Here is a 17,492-nt window from a genome sequence, read left to right on the forward strand (position 1 = left end):
AGAAGCATGGCCGAGACACCCCCGCCGGAACGGGACGACACCCCGTCCGCCGACCCCGCCGACGCGCAGGCCGGCCCGTCCCCGGAGGGCCGGGCCGAGGCCCCCGCCGACCTCCGGGCCGGGGACGGGACAGGGCCGCGACCCGTGAGGGGCGGGCGCGGGACCGGCACCTCCGCCGACGCGCTGCCCGACGTCGGGGGCGAGGACGGGGAGGCCGGGCCCGCCTGGCGGCGGATCGCCGCGGCCCGCTGGGGCGAGACCCCCCTCGCCGCGGCCGTCGGCGTCGCCGTCCTGGTCCTGGCCGCCGCGCTCACCCTCTTCCAGCTCTACATCGCCCTGCGCGCCGGCTTCGACGCGCGCCAGCAGCGCCTCATCCACCTGATGTTCATCATGGTGCTGGTGTTCCTGGTCAAGCCGCCCCTGAAGGGGAGTGCCGGGCGCTCCGTCCCGGCCCTGGTGCTCGACCTCGCGCTGATCGCGGGCACCGTGGCGGTCAGCTTCTACCCCATGGTGTTCCAGGCCGAGCTGGCCTCCCGCGCCGGCGCCTACACCGACACCGATTGGATCATGGGCCTGGCCGCGATGCTCCTCCTGCTGGAGGCGACCCGGCGGACGGTCGGCATGGTCATGGTCGTGATGGTCGCCGTGTTCGTGTTCTACGCCTGGATCGGGCCGCTGGTCCCCGGACAGTTCGGCCACTCCGGCGCGACCGTCCAGCGCATCGCCACGCACAGCTACCTCGGCGACGGCATCTACGGCATGACCCTCGGCGTGGTCGTCACCTTCGTCTTCGTGTTCATCCTGTTCGGGGCGCTGCTGTCCAAGACGGGCGGCGGCAGCTTCTTCGTCGGGCTGGCGTACGTGCTCACGGGGCGCATGGTCGGCGGCCCCGCCAAGGGGGCGGTTCTGGGCAGCGCCCTCATGGGCTCCGTCTCCGGCAGCGCCATCGCCAACGTCGTCAGCACCGGGCCGTTCACGATCCCGCTGATGAAGAAGGTCGGGTACAGGAAGCACGACGCGGCCGGGGTCGAGGCCGCGGCCTCCACGGGCGGGCAGATCCTGCCCCCCATCATGGGCGCGGGCGCGTTCATCATGGCCGAGCGCACCGGCATCCCCTACGCGGACATCGTCAAGGTGGCGATCATCCCCGCCCTGATGTACTTCGGCGTCATGTTCCTCTTCGTGGACATCCTGGCGCGCAAGTACGGCATCGGCCTCGCGAAGGACTCCGACCTGCCCTCCCTGGGCACGGTGATGAAGGCGGGCTGGCACTTCCTCGCCCCGCTGGTCCTGCTCGTCGTCCTGCTGCTCCAGTACGTGCCGCCGACCCGGGCGGGCCTGTACGCCTGCGGAGCCCTCCTGGTCGTGGCGATGCTCCGCGCCGGGAGCCGACTGTCCCCCAAGGACTTCCTGGAGGTGTTCGTCCTCGCCGCGAACAGCACCCTGTCCGTCTCCGTCGCCTGCGCGGTGGCGGGCATCATCGTCGGCATGGTCGGCCTGACCGGTCTCGGCCTGGTCTTCTCCGACGTCCTGGTGACCGCCTTCGCGGGCAGCCTGCTGCTCACCCTGCTGATGGTGGCGCTGGCCTCCCTGGTCATGGGCATCGGCCTGCCGGTCACCGCGTCCTACGTGGTCCTGGCGGTGCTGGCGGTCCCGGCGCTGGAGGAGCTGGGCCTGGCCGTGATCGTGGCCCACATGATCGTGTACTGGTACAGCCAGGACTCCAACGTCACGCCGCCGGTGGCCTTCGCCGCGTTCGCGGCGGCGGGCATCGCCAACGCCAGCCCGATGCGCTCGGGCCTGTCCGCGTGGAAGTTCGCCAAGGGCCTGTACCTGATCCCCGTCCTGATGGCCTACTCGGCCCTCATGGCCGTCGAGGGGCCGGTGTCGGACCTGGTGGTCGCCGTGCTCAGCGGAGGCATCGCGCTGGCGGTCGCGGCGATGGCGCTGGAGGGGCACTTCCTGCGGCGCACCCTGCTCGGCGAACGCCTCGCCCTCGCGCTGGCGGCCGCCCTCGTCATGATCGCCCCCGAGTGGAGCGCCCTGGCCGGCGCGGTCCTGTCGGCGTCCGTCGACCCCGACTGGTTCGTGCTCGCGGGCTCCGCCCTGGGCGTCGTGCTCATCGCCCTCCAGGTCGTCAACCACCGCAGGGACAAGGCCCGCGGCGCGGTCCCCGCGCCGGACGCGCCCGGCGGTGGCGGCGCCCCGGAGGCCGAGCCGGGCCCCGGAGACGGCGGGGCGGAGGGGAGCGCGGACAGGGCCGGCGCCCCGGCGTCCGGGTAGCGGCGCCCTCCGCGGCCCCCGGCACGCCCGGGGCCGCCCGGGCCCGGGCGGATTCTAGGGATTGTTGCAACACGGCTGTCAGTTGCTTGTGGCCAAGAGCTTGGCCAGGCGCCCGGCCCCGCGTCCGGACAGCGGCGGCCCGGCCCCGCCGCGCCCCCGGCCGGCCCGTCGTCCGGGCACGACGGGCCCGCTACGCTCGCACCCATGTGGCGATTCGGACGCAATCCGGCAAGGGTGCCCCGGGGCACCGACATCGAGGCGCGCCTGGTGTCCGCGTCCCTGGGCGCCGACCCCCTCCTCCGGGCCGGGTGCGAGGCCGTGCGCGAGGGGGAGGCCGCGGCCGCGCTGCCGCTGCTGGCCGAGTCCCGCGAGGACCCCGAGACCCGCGTGGTCCAGGCGGAGGCGCTCGGCCGCGCGGCCGCGGACCGCCCCGAGAGCGTCGTCGAACTCGTCGGGGACGGCGCCGACCGGGCCGACGTCCTGCTCTGGCTGGGGCACACGCTCCTCGCCCGCGCGCTGCGCCGGCCCGCGGGCGGCGCGGACACCCGCCAGGCCGATCGCAAGGCGTTCACCGCGGCCCTGGACGAGGCCCGCATCCCCCTGGAGGCGTCGGCGCGGCTGCGCACCGACGACGCCGCCCCCTGGGCCGGCCTCCAGACCGTGGCGATGGGCCTGGGCGCCGACCGCGAGGACAAGGACCGGCTCTGGCGCGAGATCGCCGGACGGTCGCCGCATCTGTTCCCCGCGCACCTGGTCCGCACGCGCTCCCTGTCCGCGACCAGGGGCGGCAGCACCGAGGAGATGTTCGCCTTCGCGGGCGCCGCCGCCGACACCGCGCCCGAGGGGCACCCGCTGCCGTCCGTCCTGGCGCTCGCCCACGCCGAGCACGTGCGGGCCGAGCAGAAGCGGCTGGCCGCCGAGGGCAACACCCCCTTCGTCGTCGACAAGGCGCTGGGACGCCTGCACGGTGAGTCGGCGCAGGAGCTGTTCGACCTCGCGCAGGGGTGGGCGGCCGCGTCCGAGCCGCACCCCGGCGACGTCCAGGCCCACCACCTGTTCGGCTGGGCGTTCCACCGCGCGGGCATGACCGAGGCCGCCCGATGGCACCTGTCCGCCGTCGGCAACGTCTACTGCGAACAGCCGTGGTCGTTCTTCGGAGGCGCCCGGACCCAGGTCGCCCGGGCGATGGAGGAGCTCGGCGTGGACCCGGCCCGCACGACGGGCGGGCCGGAGCCGTCCTGAGGGCCCCGGCCCCCGTGAGCCCCGGGCTGCCCCGCGCCCCGGCCTCCCGCGGAGGCCGACGTGTTCCGGGTTCCCGCGCGGCCCCCGCGCCCCGGCTCCCCGCACGGCCCGCACGTGTCCCCGCGCCCCTGCCCGGGAGGGCCGCGCACGAGGGCCCCGGCCCCGTGAGTAGGCGTACTCATGCGGGGCGAGGGGAGGCGGGGGAAGCTGGGACCATGACCCACCGACCCCACACCCCCGTGTCCGCCCCCCGCGCGATGCTCCTCGCCGCGGCCGTGGCGCTCGCCGTGTCAGTCCTGCTGCTCCTGGCCGCCTGGGGGGCGCGCGCCGCCATCGGGGCCTACGACGACAGCCCCGACGCCAACATCGGCGCGGGCATGCTCCTGACGTTCGTGCCCGTCCTCATCACCCCCCTCCTGGCCTGGCCCCTCCTCCGCATCGTCCGGCTGCCCTACCCGGGGCTCACCGCGCTGGTCTTCGTCGTCCCCTACCTGGTGCTGTCGTTCGCGGGCCTGACGGTGTGGGTGTGGATCGACACCGCCATCCCGGTCGGGTCCGCCTACACCGAGATCGATCCCATGCTGACCATGGGCGCGGTCGACGCGGTGGTCTCCGTGCTCAGCCTGTCGGGCGCCGCCCTGGTCACCTCCCGCCTGCACGCCGCCAGGCACGCCCGGCAGAGCGCCGGCGGCTGACCCCCGGCGCATCCGCACGGCGGCCCGACGCGAGGTCCCCCGGCCCCGGGACCCGGCCGCGGACGCACCGTTCCGCCGCCCCCGCCGGAAAAGCCCTGGCACCGCGCCCGGCCGAGCGGCCACAATGCACGGGTGCTACTGACGATCACGACCACGGCGGCCCCGGCGACGGACCTCGGTTTCCTGCTGCACAAGCACCCCGACAGGGCGCAGAGCTTCGAGCAGTCCTTCGGAACCGCCCACGTCTTCTACCCCGAGGCCACCGGTGAGCGCTGCACGGCGGCCCTCCTCCTGGACGTCGACGCCCAAGCGCTCCTGCGGGCGCGCACGTCGGTGAGCTCGCCCGACTTCTCCCTCGCCCAGTACGTCAACGACCGCCCCTACGCGTCGTCCTCCCTGTTCACGGTGGCGCTGGGCAGGGTGTTCCGGTCCGCGCTGCGGGGCTCGTGCAGGGCCCGGCCCGAACTGGCGCGCACGCCCCTCCCGCTGGAGCTGCGGATGCCGGCCGTCCCCTGCCGCTCCGGCGCGGAGCGCGCCCGGGCGCTCTTCGAGCCGCTGGGGTGGACGGTCGAGGCCGAACCGGTCCCGCTCGACCCCGGCCTGCCCGGCTGGGGCGACTCCCACTACCTCTCGCTCACCCTCACCGGGACCGTGCGCCTGTCCGAGGCCCTCAGCCACCTGTACGTGCTGCTCCCCGCCATGGACGGCAGCAAGCACTACTGGGTCGACCGGAGCGAGGTCGACAAGCTCCTCCGCGCCGGCGGCCTGCCCGGCGCCGCGCCGCGGACGGCCGCGGACGGGCCGTCCGCGGACGGGGAGGCGGCGCCCTCCGCGACCGCGCCGGAGGAGCCCGGGGAGGACGGCGACGGGACGGACGGGCCCGCCGCGGACGTCGGCTGGCTGGCCGGGCACCCCGAGCGGGACTGGATCACCCGCCGCTACCTCAACCGCCGCGACGCCTACGTGCGGACCGCGCTGGCCCGCATCGCCGAGGCCGAGGACCTCGCGGAGGGCGACGGCGCGGACGACCCCGCGGCGGAGGAGGCCGAAACGGGGCCCCCGGCCGAGGGGCACGACGAGCGCGCCCCCGCCCTGGCCGAGCAGCGCGCCGGGGCGGTCATGGCGGTGCTGGAGGCGGAGGACGCCACCAGCGTCATCGACCTGGGCTGCGGCTCCGGCCGGCTGCTCGCGCGGCTGGCGGACGACCGCTCCCTCACACGCGTGACCGGGGTGGACGTCAGCGTCACCGCCCTCGAACACGCCCACCGCAGGACCTGCCGGGGCTGCGACCCCGGCGGGGGCAGGCGCCACCGGCCGCTGCCCGCCCTCACCGGCGGGGCGGTGGGCGCGAACGGCGCGCCGCCGCGCCCCGAGCTGCTGGTCGGCTCCGTGGTCTACCGCGACCGGCGGTTCTCCGGGTACGACGCCGCCGTCCTGATGGAGGTGATCGAGCACCTCGACCCGTCGCGGCTGCCCGCGATGGAGGAGAGCGTGTTCGGCGCCGCCCGGCCCCGCGTCGTGGTGGTCACCACCCCCAACGTCGAGTACAACACGCACTACGAGGGCCTGGCGGACGGCTCCCTCCGGCACAGCGACCACCGGTTCGAGTGGACGCGCGCCGAGTTCGCCCGGTGGGCCGACCGCGTCGCCGAACAGTACGGCTACCGCCTCCGCCTCCTGCCGGTCGGGTCCGAGGACCCGGAGACCGGTTCCCCGACCCAGATGGGAGTCTTCGTCCGATGAGTACGACCGAGGAGGACCGGTCCCCCGAGCCGCGTGTGCTCGGCGTGCCCAGGATGGGGCTCGTCGTGCTGATCGGGGTGTCCGGATCCGGCAAGTCCACGTTCGCCGCCGAGCACTTCGCACCCACGCAGGTGATCAGCTCCGACCACTGCCGGGGCATGGTCAGCGACGACGAGAACGACCAGTCCGCGAGCGCGGACGCGTTCGCCCTGCTCCACACCGTCGTGGACATCCGGCTGCGGCGGGGACTCCTCACCGTCGTGGACGCCACCAACGTGCAGAGCAGGGTGCGCGGGGAACTGGTGCGCATCGCCAAGGACAACGACGTGCTGTCCACCGCGATCGTGCTGGACGTCCCCGAGGCCCTGGCCCGGGAGCGCAACCGCGGGCGGCCCGACCGCGACTTCGGCGACCACGTCGTCCGGCGGCAGCGGCGCGAACTCCGCCAGGGGCTGAAGAGGCTGTCCCGCGAGGGCTTCCGCAGGATCCACGTCCTGCGCGGCCCGGAGGAGATCGACGGCGCCACCGTCGAACTCGAGCGCGCCTGGCCGGACCGGACGGAGCTCACCGGCCCCTTCGACATCGTCGGCGACGTGCACGGCTGCCGGGAGGAACTGGAGGAACTCCTCGGCGTCCTCGGCTACGAGCTGTCCCGCGACGGGGAGGGGCGCCCCGTGGGGGCGCGCCACCCCGACGGGCGCACGGCGGTGTTCGTCGGCGACCTCGTGGACCGCGGGCCGGACAGCCCCGGCGTGCTGCGCCTGGTCATGGGCATGGTCGCCGACGGCGACGCCCTGTGCGTGCCCGGGAACCACGAGAACAAGCTGATCAGGGCGCTCAAGGGCGCCAAGGTCCAGGCCACCCACGGCCTGGCCGAGACCCTGGAGCAGCTGGGCCGGGAGAGCGAGGAGTTCCGCGCGCGGGTGCTCGCCTTCTGCGACGGCCTGGTCAGCCACCTCCTCCTCGACGGGGGAAGGCTCGTCGTCGCCCACGCCGGGCTCAAGGAGGAGTACCACGGCCGGGCCTCGGGCCGTGTGCGCTCCTTCGCCCTGTACGGCGAGACCACCGGGGAGACCGACGAGTACGGCCTTCCCGTGCGGCTGCCCTGGGCCCGCGAGTACCGGGGGAAGGCGGCCGTGGTCTACGGCCACGTGCCCACCGTCAAGGCGGAGTGGCTCAACAACACCATCTGCCTGGACACGGGCTGCGTGTTCGGCGGTAAGCTCACCGCGCTGCGCCACCCGGAGCGCGAACTGGTCGGCGTCGACGCCCACCGCACCTGGTACGAGCCGGTCCGGCCGCTGTCGGGCACGCCCCCGGAGGACGGGGAGCGGCGCGCCGACGGCACCGTCGACATCACCGACGTCGGGGTCGGCGACGGCGTCTCGGCTCCCGGCCTGTACGTGGAGACCGCCGACGGGGCCGTGCGCACCGACAGCGGCAGCACGCTGTCCGCGCTGGAGGTCATGAGCCGGTTCGCGGTCGACCCGCGCTGGCTCCTGTACCTGCCGCCGACCATGGCCCCGGCGCCGACCGCCGCCGCACCGGGGCTCCTGGAGCACCCGGACGAGGCGTTCGCGTACTTCCGGGGCACGGGGACCGGCGAGGTCGTGTGCCAGGAGAAGCACATGGGCTCGCGCGCCGTCGCCGTGCTGTGCAGGGACGGGGAGGCCGCCGAGCGGCGGTTCGTCCCCGGCGAGCTGGGGACGGTCTACACCCGGACCGGGCGCCCGTTCTTCCAGGACCCCGCGCTCCGGGCGGAGGTCGTCGACCGGCTGCGCCGCGCCGTGACCGAGGCGGACCTGTGGGACCGGCTCGGCACCGACTGGGTGGCCCTGGACGGCGAGCTCCTGCCCTGGTCGGCCAAGGCCCGGACGCTGATCCGCGAGCAGTACGCGTCGGTGGGCGCCGCCGCCCGCGCTTCCCTGCCCGCCGCCGCGGCCGCCCTCCGCGCCGCGGCCGCGCGCGGTGTGCCCGTGGACGGCCTGGCCGACAAGGTCGCCCTGCGGACGGAGCAGACGGAGGCGTTCAGCCGGGTCTACCGGCGCTACTCGTGGGACACCGACGGCGCCGCGGGGCTCCGTTACGCGCCCTTCGCGGTGCTCGCCTCCGAGGGCCGGGAGTACTCCGACGCCGACCACCTGTGGCACATGGCGATCGCCGAACGGCTCGCGGAGGCCGGAGGGCTGGTGCAGCCCACCCGCTACCGGGTGGTCGACACCACCGACCCGGCGGCCTGCGGCTCGGCCGCCGACTGGTGGACCGACCTGGTCTCCGCCGGCGGCGAGGGCATGGTGGTCAAGCCGGTCCTGGGCGCACGGGCCACGGGCCGCAAGGGGCTGGTCCAGCCGGGGCTGAAGGTGCGCGGGCCCGAGTACCTGCGGATCGTCTACGGAGCCGACTACACCGACCCCGAAAGGCTGGCCGTGCTCAAGGACCGCAACCTCGGCCGCAAGAACAGCCTGGCCATGCGCGAGCACAAGCTGGGGCTGGAGGCCCTGGCCCGGCACGCCCGCCGCGAACCCCTGTGGCGGGTGCACGAGCCCGTGTTCGCGGTCCTGGCGCTGGCCTCCGAGCCGGTCGACCCGCGCCTGTAGGCGCGCGCCCGGCCCGGCGGCCCCGCCCGGGGCGCCGGGCCGGACACGCGGCCGGAGCGGAGCGGCCCGGGGCGGCCCGGGGACCTCCTGGGCCCGGGAGCCCGCGGACCCGGCAGGGGACCCGGGGCGGCCCGGCCGTCCCCGGCCGTCCGCACGGGCGCGGGACGGGCGACGCCGGTCGGACCGCACCGGCGGCCGTCCGCTTCGCCTTCATTTCACGCCTTCTCTTCCGGTCGGACATCCGCGCGGGTGATGATGTGCGGGCCCCCGTTGCCCAGCGACCCCCGGAGCAGATGTGTCCCCCACCCGACCCGGACGCCTGAGCGCGTCCACGTCCGCCGCGGCCGCGGTCCTCCTCGGCGTCGGCCTTGCGGCGGCGCCGCCCGCCCTCGCCGACGACGCCGCGCCCGTGATCAGCGAGGTGTACGGCGGAGGCGGCAACAGCGGAGCCCTGCTGCGCCACGACTTCGTCGAGCTCGGGAACCCGGCGGGCGGACCCGCCGGCCTCGACGGCTGGAGCGTCCAGTACCTCCCCGCCGCCCCGGGGCCGTCCACACGGGTGCAGGTCACGGCTCTGACCGGGGAGATCCCGGCGGGAGGCCACCACCTCGTCCGCCAGGCGGCGGGCGCCGGGGGCAGCGTCGAGCTCCCCGCCCCCGACACCGTCGGCGGCACCAACATGTCCGCGACGGCGGGCACGGTCCTGCTCGTCTCCGGCACCGAGCCGGTCTCCTGCCGGACCGCGGCGGCGTGCGCGCAGGACGGCTCCGTGGTGGACGTGGTCGGCTACGGCAACGCCGTCGTCCACGCCGGATCGCCCGTCACGGGGCTCTCCAACACCGCGTCCGCCTCGCGCGACGCCGCGTTCACCGACACGGGCGACAACGCCGCCGACCTCACCGCCGGGGACCCCACGCCCACCAACGCGGCGGGAGAGACGGCGGGCGACGGCGACGGGCCCGGGGAGCCCGTCGAGCCCGGCGACCTGCGCGTCCACGACGTGCAGGGCACCACCCGCACCTCCCCGTACACCGGCCGCCGGGTCACCGGCCTGCCCGGGGTGGTGACGGCGGTCAACGCCTTCGGCGGCGCCCGCGGATTCTGGTTCCAGGACACAGAGGGCGACGGCGACCCCCGCACGAGCGAGGCCCTCTTCGTCTTCACCGGCTCCACCACGCCCGACGTCGCCCCCGGCGACGAGGTCCTGGTCGCCGGGCGGGTCGGCGAGTACCGGCCCGCGGCCGGCCACCAGACCACCACCCAGCTCGACGGGGCCCGCTGGACCGTCCTGTCCACCGGCAACGCGCTCCCCGACTCCGTCCTGCTGGACGCCGACGCCCTCCCCGAGGCGTACGCGCCCGACCGCGGCGGCGACGTCTCCGGCCCGGAGCTGGAGCCCGACGTGTACGCACTGGACTTCTGGGCCGCGCACGAGCACATGACGGTCCGCGTCGAGGACGCCCCCGTGGTGGGCGCCACGGACGGCTACCACGCCCTGTGGGTGACCACCGATCCCGGCCAGAACCCCACCGTCAACGGCGGGACCGCCTACGGCTCCTACGACGAACCCAACTCCGGGCGGGTCAAGGTCGAGTCCCTGCTCGACCGCGCCGAGCACCCCTTCCCCGAGGCGAACGTCGGCGACACCCTCGCCGGGGTCACCGAGGGCCCCCTCCACCACAGTCAGTTCGGCGGCTACCTGATCCGCGCCACCACCCTGGGAGAGCACGTCCCGGGCGGCCTGGAGCGCACCCCGGTCCGCGACGCCGAGCGGTACGAGGTCAGCGTCGCCACCTACAACGTCGAGAACCTCGGCGGCCGTGACGACCAGGCCAGGTTCGACGCGCTCGCGGCCGGGATCGTCCACCACCTGGACACGCCCGACATCATCGGACTGGAGGAGATCCAGGACGACAGCGGCCCCGTGGACGACGGCACCGTCGACGCGGGCGTCACCCTCGACCGGCTCGTGGAGGCCGTCGCCGCGCACGGCGGCCCCGCCTACGAGTGGCGGCAGATCAGCCCCGAGGACAAGCAGGACGGCGGACAGCCGGGCGGCAACATCCGCAACGCCTTCCTGTTCGACCCCGAGCGGGTCGAGTTCGTGGACCGCGAGGGCGGCGACGCCACCACCGCCGTCGAGGTCGTGGAGGGCGGGCGGGGCCCCGAGCTGTCGGTGTCCCCGGGCCGCATCAGCCCGCTGGACGAGGCGTGGGACTCCAGCCGCAAGCCGCTGGTCGGCCACTTCCGCGCCCTCAACCGGGACGTCTACGTGGTCACCAACCACTTCAACTCCAAGGGCGGGGACGAACCGCTCCACGGCGTCAACCAGCCGCCGAACCGCACCAGCGAGGCCCAGCGCCACGCCCAGGCCGAGCTGGTCGGGGCGTTCGCCGACGACCTGCTCGCGGCGGACCCGCAGGCCAACCTGGTCGTCATGGGCGACCTGAACGACTTCCAGTTCTCGCGGACCCTGGAGATCCTCACCGGGGAGGGGCGCCTGCACAACCCCATGGCGGACCTGCCCGAGGGGGAGCGCTACAACTACGTGTTCGACGGCAACTCCCAGGCCCTGGACCACATCCTGGTCAACCGGGCCCTCGCGGGACGCGTCGACTACGCGGTCGCGCGGCTCAACTCCGAGTTCCACGACCAGGTCAGCGACCACGACCCGCAGGTGCTGTGGCTGGACACCCGCCGGAGCACCCCGCCGGGACGCGGCTGACCCGCGCGGACCGGAGGGGTGCCGGCGCCCGGCCGAGCCCGCCCCCTCCGGGCACCCGCGGCCCGCCGGCCCGGGCCCGGGAGCGGCCGGTCACGGCAGGGGCCGGGGTGGCGCGTGTCACCGGCGGCCGACCCGGCCGCCCCCTATCCTGGGGAGCGTCCGCGAGAGGGCGGGCGCTCCTCAGCCAGGGAAGCGAGAGATGAACGTACTGCTCACCGGGGGGGCCGGGTACATCGGCTCGCACACCGCGGTCGAACTGCTCCAGGCCGGACACGACGTCGTCGTGGTCGACTCCCTCGTCAACAGCAGCGAGGAGGCCGTCCGCCGTGTCGAGCGCATCACCGGGCGGACCGTCGCCTTCCACCGGGCGGACTGCACCGACCCCGCCGCGCTGCGCCGGATCTTCGACGTCCACGACGTCGACGCCGTCATCCACCTGGCCGGGCTCAAGGCGGTGGGCGAGTCCGTCGCCCAGCCGCTGCGCTACTACCGCAACAACCTCGACGCGCTCCTGAACCTCGCCGAGGCGATGGACGAGCACGACGTCCGGAACCTGGTGTTCAGCTCGTCGGCGACGGTCTACGGCGACCCCGAGCACCTGCCCCTCACCGAGGACAGCACCCTCTCCGTGACCAACCCCTACGGCGCCACCAAGCTGTTCATCGAGCGCGTCCTGGAAGACCTGGCCGCCGCCGACCCCCGCTGGCACATCATCTCCCTGCGCTACTTCAACCCGATCGGCGCCCACCCCAGCGGGCTCATCGGCGAGGACCCCCTGGGCGTCCCCAACAACCTGTTCCCGTACATCGCGCAGGTCGCGGCCGGACGCCGGGAGCGGCTCACCGTCTTCGGCGACGACTACGACACCCCCGACGGCACGGGCGTCCGGGACTACCTGCACGTGGTCGACCTCGCCCAGGGCCACCTGGCCGCCGTCGACCACCTCGGCGACACCGCGGGCTGCCGCGTCTACAACCTGGGCACCGGCCACGGCACCTCGGTCATGGAGGGCCTGCGCGCGTTCGAGCGGGCCACCGGCGCACCCGTCCCGTACGCGGTGGCCGACCGGCGCCCCGGCGACGTCGCCGTGTGCTTCTCCGACCCCTCCGCCGCCGCCCGCGACCTGGGCTGGAAGGCCGTCCGCACCGTGGACGACGCCTGCCGGGACGCGTGGAACTGGCAGTCGGCCAACCCCGACGGCTTCGGGGGCGCCGGGAGCTGAGCCCCACCGCACACCCCGGAGTACCGGTTGAGCACGGGGAACGCCCTAGACTGGACGCCTACCCTGTACTTCCTGCGGAAGGTCCTCCGTCGTGTCCGTTGGTGCTGAGAGCACGTTCGACACCGTTCTCGTCGTGGACTTCGGCGCGCAGTACGCGCAGCTGATCGCACGACGCGTCCGCGAATGCCATGTGCACAGCGAGATCGTGCCCTCGACCATGCCCGTCGAGGACATGCTCGCCAAGAAACCCAAGGCCATCATCCTCTCCGGCGGCCCGTCCTCGGTCTACGCCGAGGGCGCCCCCGTCGTCGGCGCCGAGCTGTTCGAGACCGGGGTCCCGACCTTCGGCATCTGCTACGGGTTCCAGGCGATGGCCCGGGCCCTGGGCGGAACCGTCGACCGGACCGACCAGAGGGAGTTCGGCCGCACCGAGCTGACGGCCGTCACCGACTCCTTGATTTTCGCGGACGCCCCCGCCGACCTGTCGGTGTGGATGTCGCACGGCGACTCCGTGGTGCGGGCCCCCGAGGGCTTCGCCACGACCGCCAGCACCGCCGGAGCCCCGGTCGCCGCGTTCGAGGACACCGACCGCCGCCTGTTCGGCGTGCAGTTCCACCCCGAGGTCATGCACACCGAGCACGGCCAGGAGGTGATGCGCCGGTTCCTCTACGAGGGCGCCGGGTGCCGTCCCACCTGGACGATGGTGAACATCGTCGAGGAGCAGCTGGAGCGCATCCGCGAGCAGATCGGCGACAAGAGCGTCATCTGCGCGCTGAGCGGCGGCGTCGACTCCGCCGTGGCCGGAGCCCTCGTGCAGCGCGCCGTCGGCGACCAGCTGACCTGCGTGTTCGTCGACCACGGCCTGCTCCGCAAGGGCGAGGCCGAGCAGGTCGAGAAGGACTTCGTCGCGATCACAGGGGCCAAGCTCAAGGTCGTGGACGCCGAGGAGCGGTTCCTGTCGGCGCTGGCCGGGGTCACCGACCCCGAGGAGAAGCGCAAGATCATCGGCCGCGAGTTCATCCGCGTCTTCGAGCAGGCGGCCCGCGAGGTCGTCGCCGAGGGCGGGGAGGGCGGCGCCGAGGTCGAGTTCCTCGTGCAGGGCACCCTGTACCCGGACGTGGTCGAGTCCGGCGGCGGCACCGGGACCGCCAACATCAAGTCGCACCACAACGTGGGCGGCCTCCCCGACGACCTGCAGTTCACCCTGGTCGAGCCCCTCCGGGAGCTGTTCAAGGACGAGGTGCGCAAGGTCGGCGAGGAGCTGGGCCTGCCCGCCGAGATGGTGTGGCGCCAGCCGTTCCCCGGGCCGGGCCTGGGCATCCGCATCATCGGCGAGGTGACCCGCGACCGCCTGGAGATCCTGCGCGAGGCCGACGCCATCGCCCGCGAGGAGCTGTCCCGCGCCGGCCTGGACCGCGAGATCTGGCAGTGCCCGGTGGTGCTGCTCGCCGACGTCCGGTCGGTGGGCGTGCAGGGCGACGGCCGCACCTACGGCCACCCGGTCGTGCTGCGCCCGGTCAGCAGCGAGGACGCCATGACCGCGGACTGGTCGCGCGTGCCCTACGACGTGCTGGCGAGGATCTCCAACCGGATCACCAACGAGGTCCGGGAGATCAACCGGGTGACGCTGGACGTGACCAGCAAGCCCCCGGGCACCATCGAGTGGGAGTAGGGGAGCGCCCCTCTCCGGAACACGGACGGGCCCGGCACACCGCGTGTGTGCCGGGCCCTGTCCTTTCGGTTCTCCGCCGTGCTCCGGCCCGGGACCCGGCCGTGTTCCGCGGGCCGGCGACCGCTCGCGGCGACCGGCGCGGGCGCCGAGCCCACCGGGAGCATCCGCGGACCACTCCCTAGTCGGTCACCATGTGCCGGATCTCGATGGAGGTCGGTACGCCGCCGGGGGCGTTGTTGAGCAGGAGCCTGTCCGGGCTCTCCTCCTCGGTGAGGATGAACACCAGCTCGCCCGCGGCCGGGGTGCCCGGGGCGAGGCCGCCGGTGTCCCACAGCGAACTCACCTGTTCGTCCCTGGACGGGGTCGCCGCGACGAGCTCGGACCCCGACTCGGTGACCAGGTACTGCGACTTGCTGTCGAACACGAAGCGCTCGCCGTCGAGGAGGTTGGTGACCTGCAGGTCCACGACGCAGTACTCGCCCCTGCGCAGCGCGGAGCGGCCCTCCAGCGTCGCCATCCCGCAGTTGACGGAGTTGACCCGGTACTCGACCGTGCCGTCGGCGGAGACCGCGTCGGATCCGGACGAGGGGGCGGAGTCGTCGGCGCCGTCGTCCGGTGCGGGCTCCGGGGCCTCCTCCTGCTCCGAGCCGGTCCCCGCGGGAGGGGCGTCGTCCCCGCCGGAGAACGGCGGGTCGTCCCGGTTCATCACCAGGATCGTCAGAACGACCAGGAGCACCAGGAGCGCCGCGGCGCCCACCGCCACCGCCACGACCAGTCCGCGGCGCCGGTTCGGCGCGGCCGGCCGGTGCGGGGGAGGGGGGACCGGGGGCACGTACGGCTGCGGCCCCGGGCGGTTCGCCTGCGGGTCGGCGGGGGGCACCATCGGGATGGGCCCGGTCGAGGCCGGGTGCTGGGCCGGGGGCGGACCCGCCTGCCGGGGCTGCTGCGCCTGGCCGCCCTGCGGGGGGCCGGGCTGGTGGCCGGTCGCGGGATAGCCCGGGGGCGGCCCCGAGGGAGGCTGCGGGTGCTGGAAGTTGCCCGTCTGGTGCGCGGGCATGGGCGGGCCCGCCTGGTACTGGCCGGGCGCCGGGTGCCGCATGCCCGTCGCGGTCTGGTGTCCGGGCCCGCCCTGCTGGGGGCGCATCCCCGGGGGAGGGCCGGGCGGCATCGGCGGCAGGTTGGGCCGCCACGACTGGTGCAGCGCGTGCGACACCATGTCGTTGGGGTTGGTGCTGTCCTCCCCGCCCGCCAGCTCCAGCAGGAGGTCCTGGGCGGTGGGCCGGCGGTTCGGCTCCTTGGCCAGGGCACGCGTCACGAGGCGGTCGAGAGGGCTGTCCAGGTTGCCGATCTGGGGTTCGGCGAACAGCACCCGCTTGCCCAGCGTCATGGCGTCGCCGTTGCCGAAGGGGTGCGTGCCGTTGCCGGCGAACGCCACCAGGCACCCCCAGGCGAAGATGTCCGCCGAGGTGGTGACCTGCTCCTCCAACAGCTGCTCGGGCGCCATCCACCCGGGGCTGCCCATGACGATGCCGGTCTGGGTGTGGTTCGTGGCGGTGTTCATCGCGCGCGCGATGCCGAAGTCGATCACCCGGGGGCCCGACAGCGACAGCAGCACGTTGGCGGGCTTGAGGTCGCGGTGGACCAGCCCGGTGCGGTGGATGGCCGCGAGCGCGGCGGCCACGCCCAGGGCGAAGCCGTGCAGGGTGGAGGAGTCCAGCGGACCGTTCTCGGCTATGTGCTCGGCCAGGGCGGTGCCGGCGATGTACTCGGTGACCATGTAGGGACGGTTCTCGAACGTCCCGTGGTCGAGCACCTTGGCGGTGCAGAAGGAGGCGACCTTGCGGGCGTTCTCCATCTCATCGCGAAAACGCGCCCGGGTCGCCTCGTCGAAGGCGAGTTCCGGACGGATGACCTTGATGGCTACCTGGTTGTTCCGGTCCGACATACTGCCCAGGTAGACGGTGCCCATGCCACCGCTGCCCAGCTTGCCGGACAGCACGTAGGGACCGATGGTGGCCGGATCCCCGGCGGCCAGCGGTTCCAGGTTCTTCGGGAGCCCATCCGACGGCAAGCGACCCTCCCCGACGGTGTCCAAACCCCGCCTTGCCCCAAGGTAGCGGTGTTTGTGCCCTGATTCCCACTCAGCGGCCTGATCGGGCCGTTCTGGGGGCAGGCGGTGACTGACATGACAGTGGTGACGATCCCCGGATCGTGATCTTGGTTCCCGATTCCTTCCGCCGATGGCGTTCGCGCCGGTCGGAGGGGGTGAACACACCGGCGCCCCTGGCGGGGTACGTGTTCACGCAAGGTGGGGGTTCCTTTACGATTGGGGACTCGTGACCGTTAATACCACCGTAACCGTGCGGGTCCCCGCGAAGGTGAACCTCCAGTTGGCGGTGGGGCCCGGACGCGAGGACGGGTTCCACGACCTCGTCAACGTGTTCCACGCCGTCTCACTGTTCGATGAGGTTACCGTCAAGGAGGCCCGGTCGCGTCGGCCGAGCCCCCCGGACGCGGACGGCTCCGTCGTCGCGGAACTGACCGCCGGCGGCGGCCTGGGGTCCCACCTGTCCCGCGTTCCCCTCGACGCGAGCAACCTGGCCGCCCGCGCGGCGGTCCTGGTGGCCGAGCGCACGGGGAAGGGCTTCCCCGTCACCGTCCACCTGGACAAGAACATCCCGGTGGCGGGCGGCATGGCCGGGGGGAGCGCGGACGCGGCCGCCGCCCTGGTCGCCTGCGACCGGCTCTGGGGCGCCGGCCTGTCGCGGGAGGCCCTCCTCGACTGCGCCGCCGAGCTCGGCAGCGACGTCCCCTTCGCCGTGGTGGGCGCGACGGCCGTCGGGACGGGACGGGGCGAGGTCCTCTCGCCGATGGCCAGCCCCGGCCGTTTCCGCTGGGTCTTCGCCCTGTCGCCGCACGGCCTGTCCACGGCGCGGGTCTTCCGCGAGTACGACCGGATCCGTCCGGACGCCCCCCCGCCGCGCCTCGACCCGGCCCTGGCCGGCGCGCTCGCGCTGGGGGACCCCGCGGCCGTCGGCGCGGCGCTCACCAACGACCTCCAGGAGGCCGCTCTCTCCCTCCTGCCGGAGCTGGAGCGCACCCTCGGGGCCGGGCGGGACGCCGGGGCCCTGGGGGCCCTGGTGTCGGGCTCGGGGCCCACCTGCGCGTTCCTGGTGGGCGGGGGGCCGGAGGACGCCGCCGTCGTGGCCGAGCGCGAGGCCTCGGTGGTCGCGGCCCTGGAGGGGAGCGGGCTGTGCGAGCAGGTGGTGACGGCCCACGGGGACGTGCCGGGCGCCGTCGTCCTGTGACCTAA

At 74.4% G+C, this 17,492-nt stretch carries 10 protein-coding genes; 9 read left to right on the forward strand and 1 reads right to left on the reverse strand.

Annotated elements, in window-relative coordinates:
* The first annotated feature begins 6 nt into the window (after positions 1–6).
* The 8 genes from ACQPYD_RS03940 to guaA all read left to right on the forward strand — a co-directional run bounded on the left by ACQPYD_RS03940 (position 7) and on the right by guaA (position 14,179).
* Positions 7–2,283 carry a TRAP transporter permease gene (locus ACQPYD_RS03940; protein WP_433699817.1) on the forward strand — a complete coding sequence of 759 codons (2,277 nt, stop codon included), beginning with the start codon at positions 7–9 and terminating at the stop codon, positions 2,281–2,283.
* A 204-nt stretch (positions 2,284–2,487) separates the two neighbouring features.
* The gene (locus tag ACQPYD_RS03945; protein ID WP_433699818.1) at positions 2,488–3,525 is read left to right on the forward strand and encodes a hypothetical protein; all 1,038 of its coding nucleotides are present in this window, start codon (positions 2,488–2,490) and stop codon (positions 3,523–3,525) included.
* 215 nt (positions 3,526–3,740) lie between these two features.
* Complete coding sequence (locus tag ACQPYD_RS03950; RefSeq protein WP_433699819.1) at positions 3,741–4,220, forward strand: transporter; 480 nt, start codon at positions 3,741–3,743, stop codon at positions 4,218–4,220.
* A gap of 132 nt (positions 4,221–4,352) precedes the next feature.
* Entirely contained in the window at positions 4,353–5,963 is a 1,611-nt protein-coding gene (locus ACQPYD_RS03955; protein ID WP_433699820.1) for a 3' terminal RNA ribose 2'-O-methyltransferase Hen1, read from the forward strand.
* Complete coding sequence (locus tag ACQPYD_RS03960; protein WP_433699821.1) at positions 5,960–8,560, forward strand: polynucleotide kinase-phosphatase; 2,601 nt, start codon at positions 5,960–5,962, stop codon at positions 8,558–8,560. The genes ACQPYD_RS03955 and ACQPYD_RS03960 overlap by 4 nt, the downstream gene beginning before the upstream one ends.
* 295 nt (positions 8,561–8,855) lie before the next feature.
* Positions 8,856–11,285, forward strand: a complete 2,430-nt coding sequence (locus tag ACQPYD_RS03965; protein WP_433699822.1) for an endonuclease/exonuclease/phosphatase family protein — start codon at positions 8,856–8,858, stop codon at positions 11,283–11,285.
* A gap of 199 nt (positions 11,286–11,484) precedes the next feature.
* Complete coding sequence (galE, locus tag ACQPYD_RS03970; protein WP_433699823.1) at positions 11,485–12,507, forward strand: UDP-glucose 4-epimerase GalE; 1,023 nt, start codon at positions 11,485–11,487, stop codon at positions 12,505–12,507.
* Positions 12,508–12,598: 91 nt separating this feature from the next.
* Positions 12,599–14,179: a glutamine-hydrolyzing GMP synthase gene (gene guaA, locus ACQPYD_RS03975; protein ID WP_433699824.1), complete on the forward strand. Its 1,581-nt coding sequence runs from the start codon at positions 12,599–12,601 to the stop codon at positions 14,177–14,179.
* 178 nt (positions 14,180–14,357) lie between these two features.
* Here the strand turns inward: guaA and ACQPYD_RS03980 are convergent, their stop codons facing one another.
* On the reverse strand, positions 14,358–16,250 hold the full coding sequence (locus ACQPYD_RS03980; RefSeq protein ID WP_433699825.1) for a protein kinase domain-containing protein: 1,893 nt from the start codon (positions 16,248–16,250) through the stop codon (positions 14,358–14,360).
* A 289-nt stretch (positions 16,251–16,539) separates the two neighbouring features.
* On the opposite strand from ACQPYD_RS03980, the gene ACQPYD_RS03985 reads away from it, so the two are divergent.
* Positions 16,540–17,487, forward strand: a complete 948-nt coding sequence (locus ACQPYD_RS03985) for a 4-(cytidine 5'-diphospho)-2-C-methyl-D-erythritol kinase (protein WP_433699826.1) — start codon at positions 16,540–16,542, stop codon at positions 17,485–17,487.
* Positions 17,488–17,492: the final 5 nt, after the last annotated feature.

This window comes from Nocardiopsis sp. CA-288880 (genome assembly GCF_050955985.1).
Taxonomy (GTDB): Bacteria; Actinomycetota; Actinomycetes; order Streptosporangiales; family Streptosporangiaceae; genus Nocardiopsis; species Nocardiopsis tropica.

Excerpts from the sequence above, each read along its gene's own strand:
- ACQPYD_RS03950 (WP_433699819.1), top strand. The coding sequence starts at position 3,741 with ATGACCCACCGACCCCACACCCCCGTGTCCGCCCCCCGCGCGATGCTC.
- galE (WP_433699823.1), top strand. The coding sequence starts at position 11,485 with ATGAACGTACTGCTCACCGGGGGGGCCGGGTACATCGGCTCGCACACC.
- ACQPYD_RS03945 (WP_433699818.1), top strand. The coding sequence starts at position 2,488 with ATGTGGCGATTCGGACGCAATCCGGCAAGGGTGCCCCGGGGCACCGAC.
- ACQPYD_RS03960 (WP_433699821.1), top strand. The coding sequence starts at position 5,960 with ATGAGTACGACCGAGGAGGACCGGTCCCCCGAGCCGCGTGTGCTCGGC.
- ACQPYD_RS03940 (WP_433699817.1), top strand. The coding sequence starts at position 7 with ATGGCCGAGACACCCCCGCCGGAACGGGACGACACCCCGTCCGCCGAC.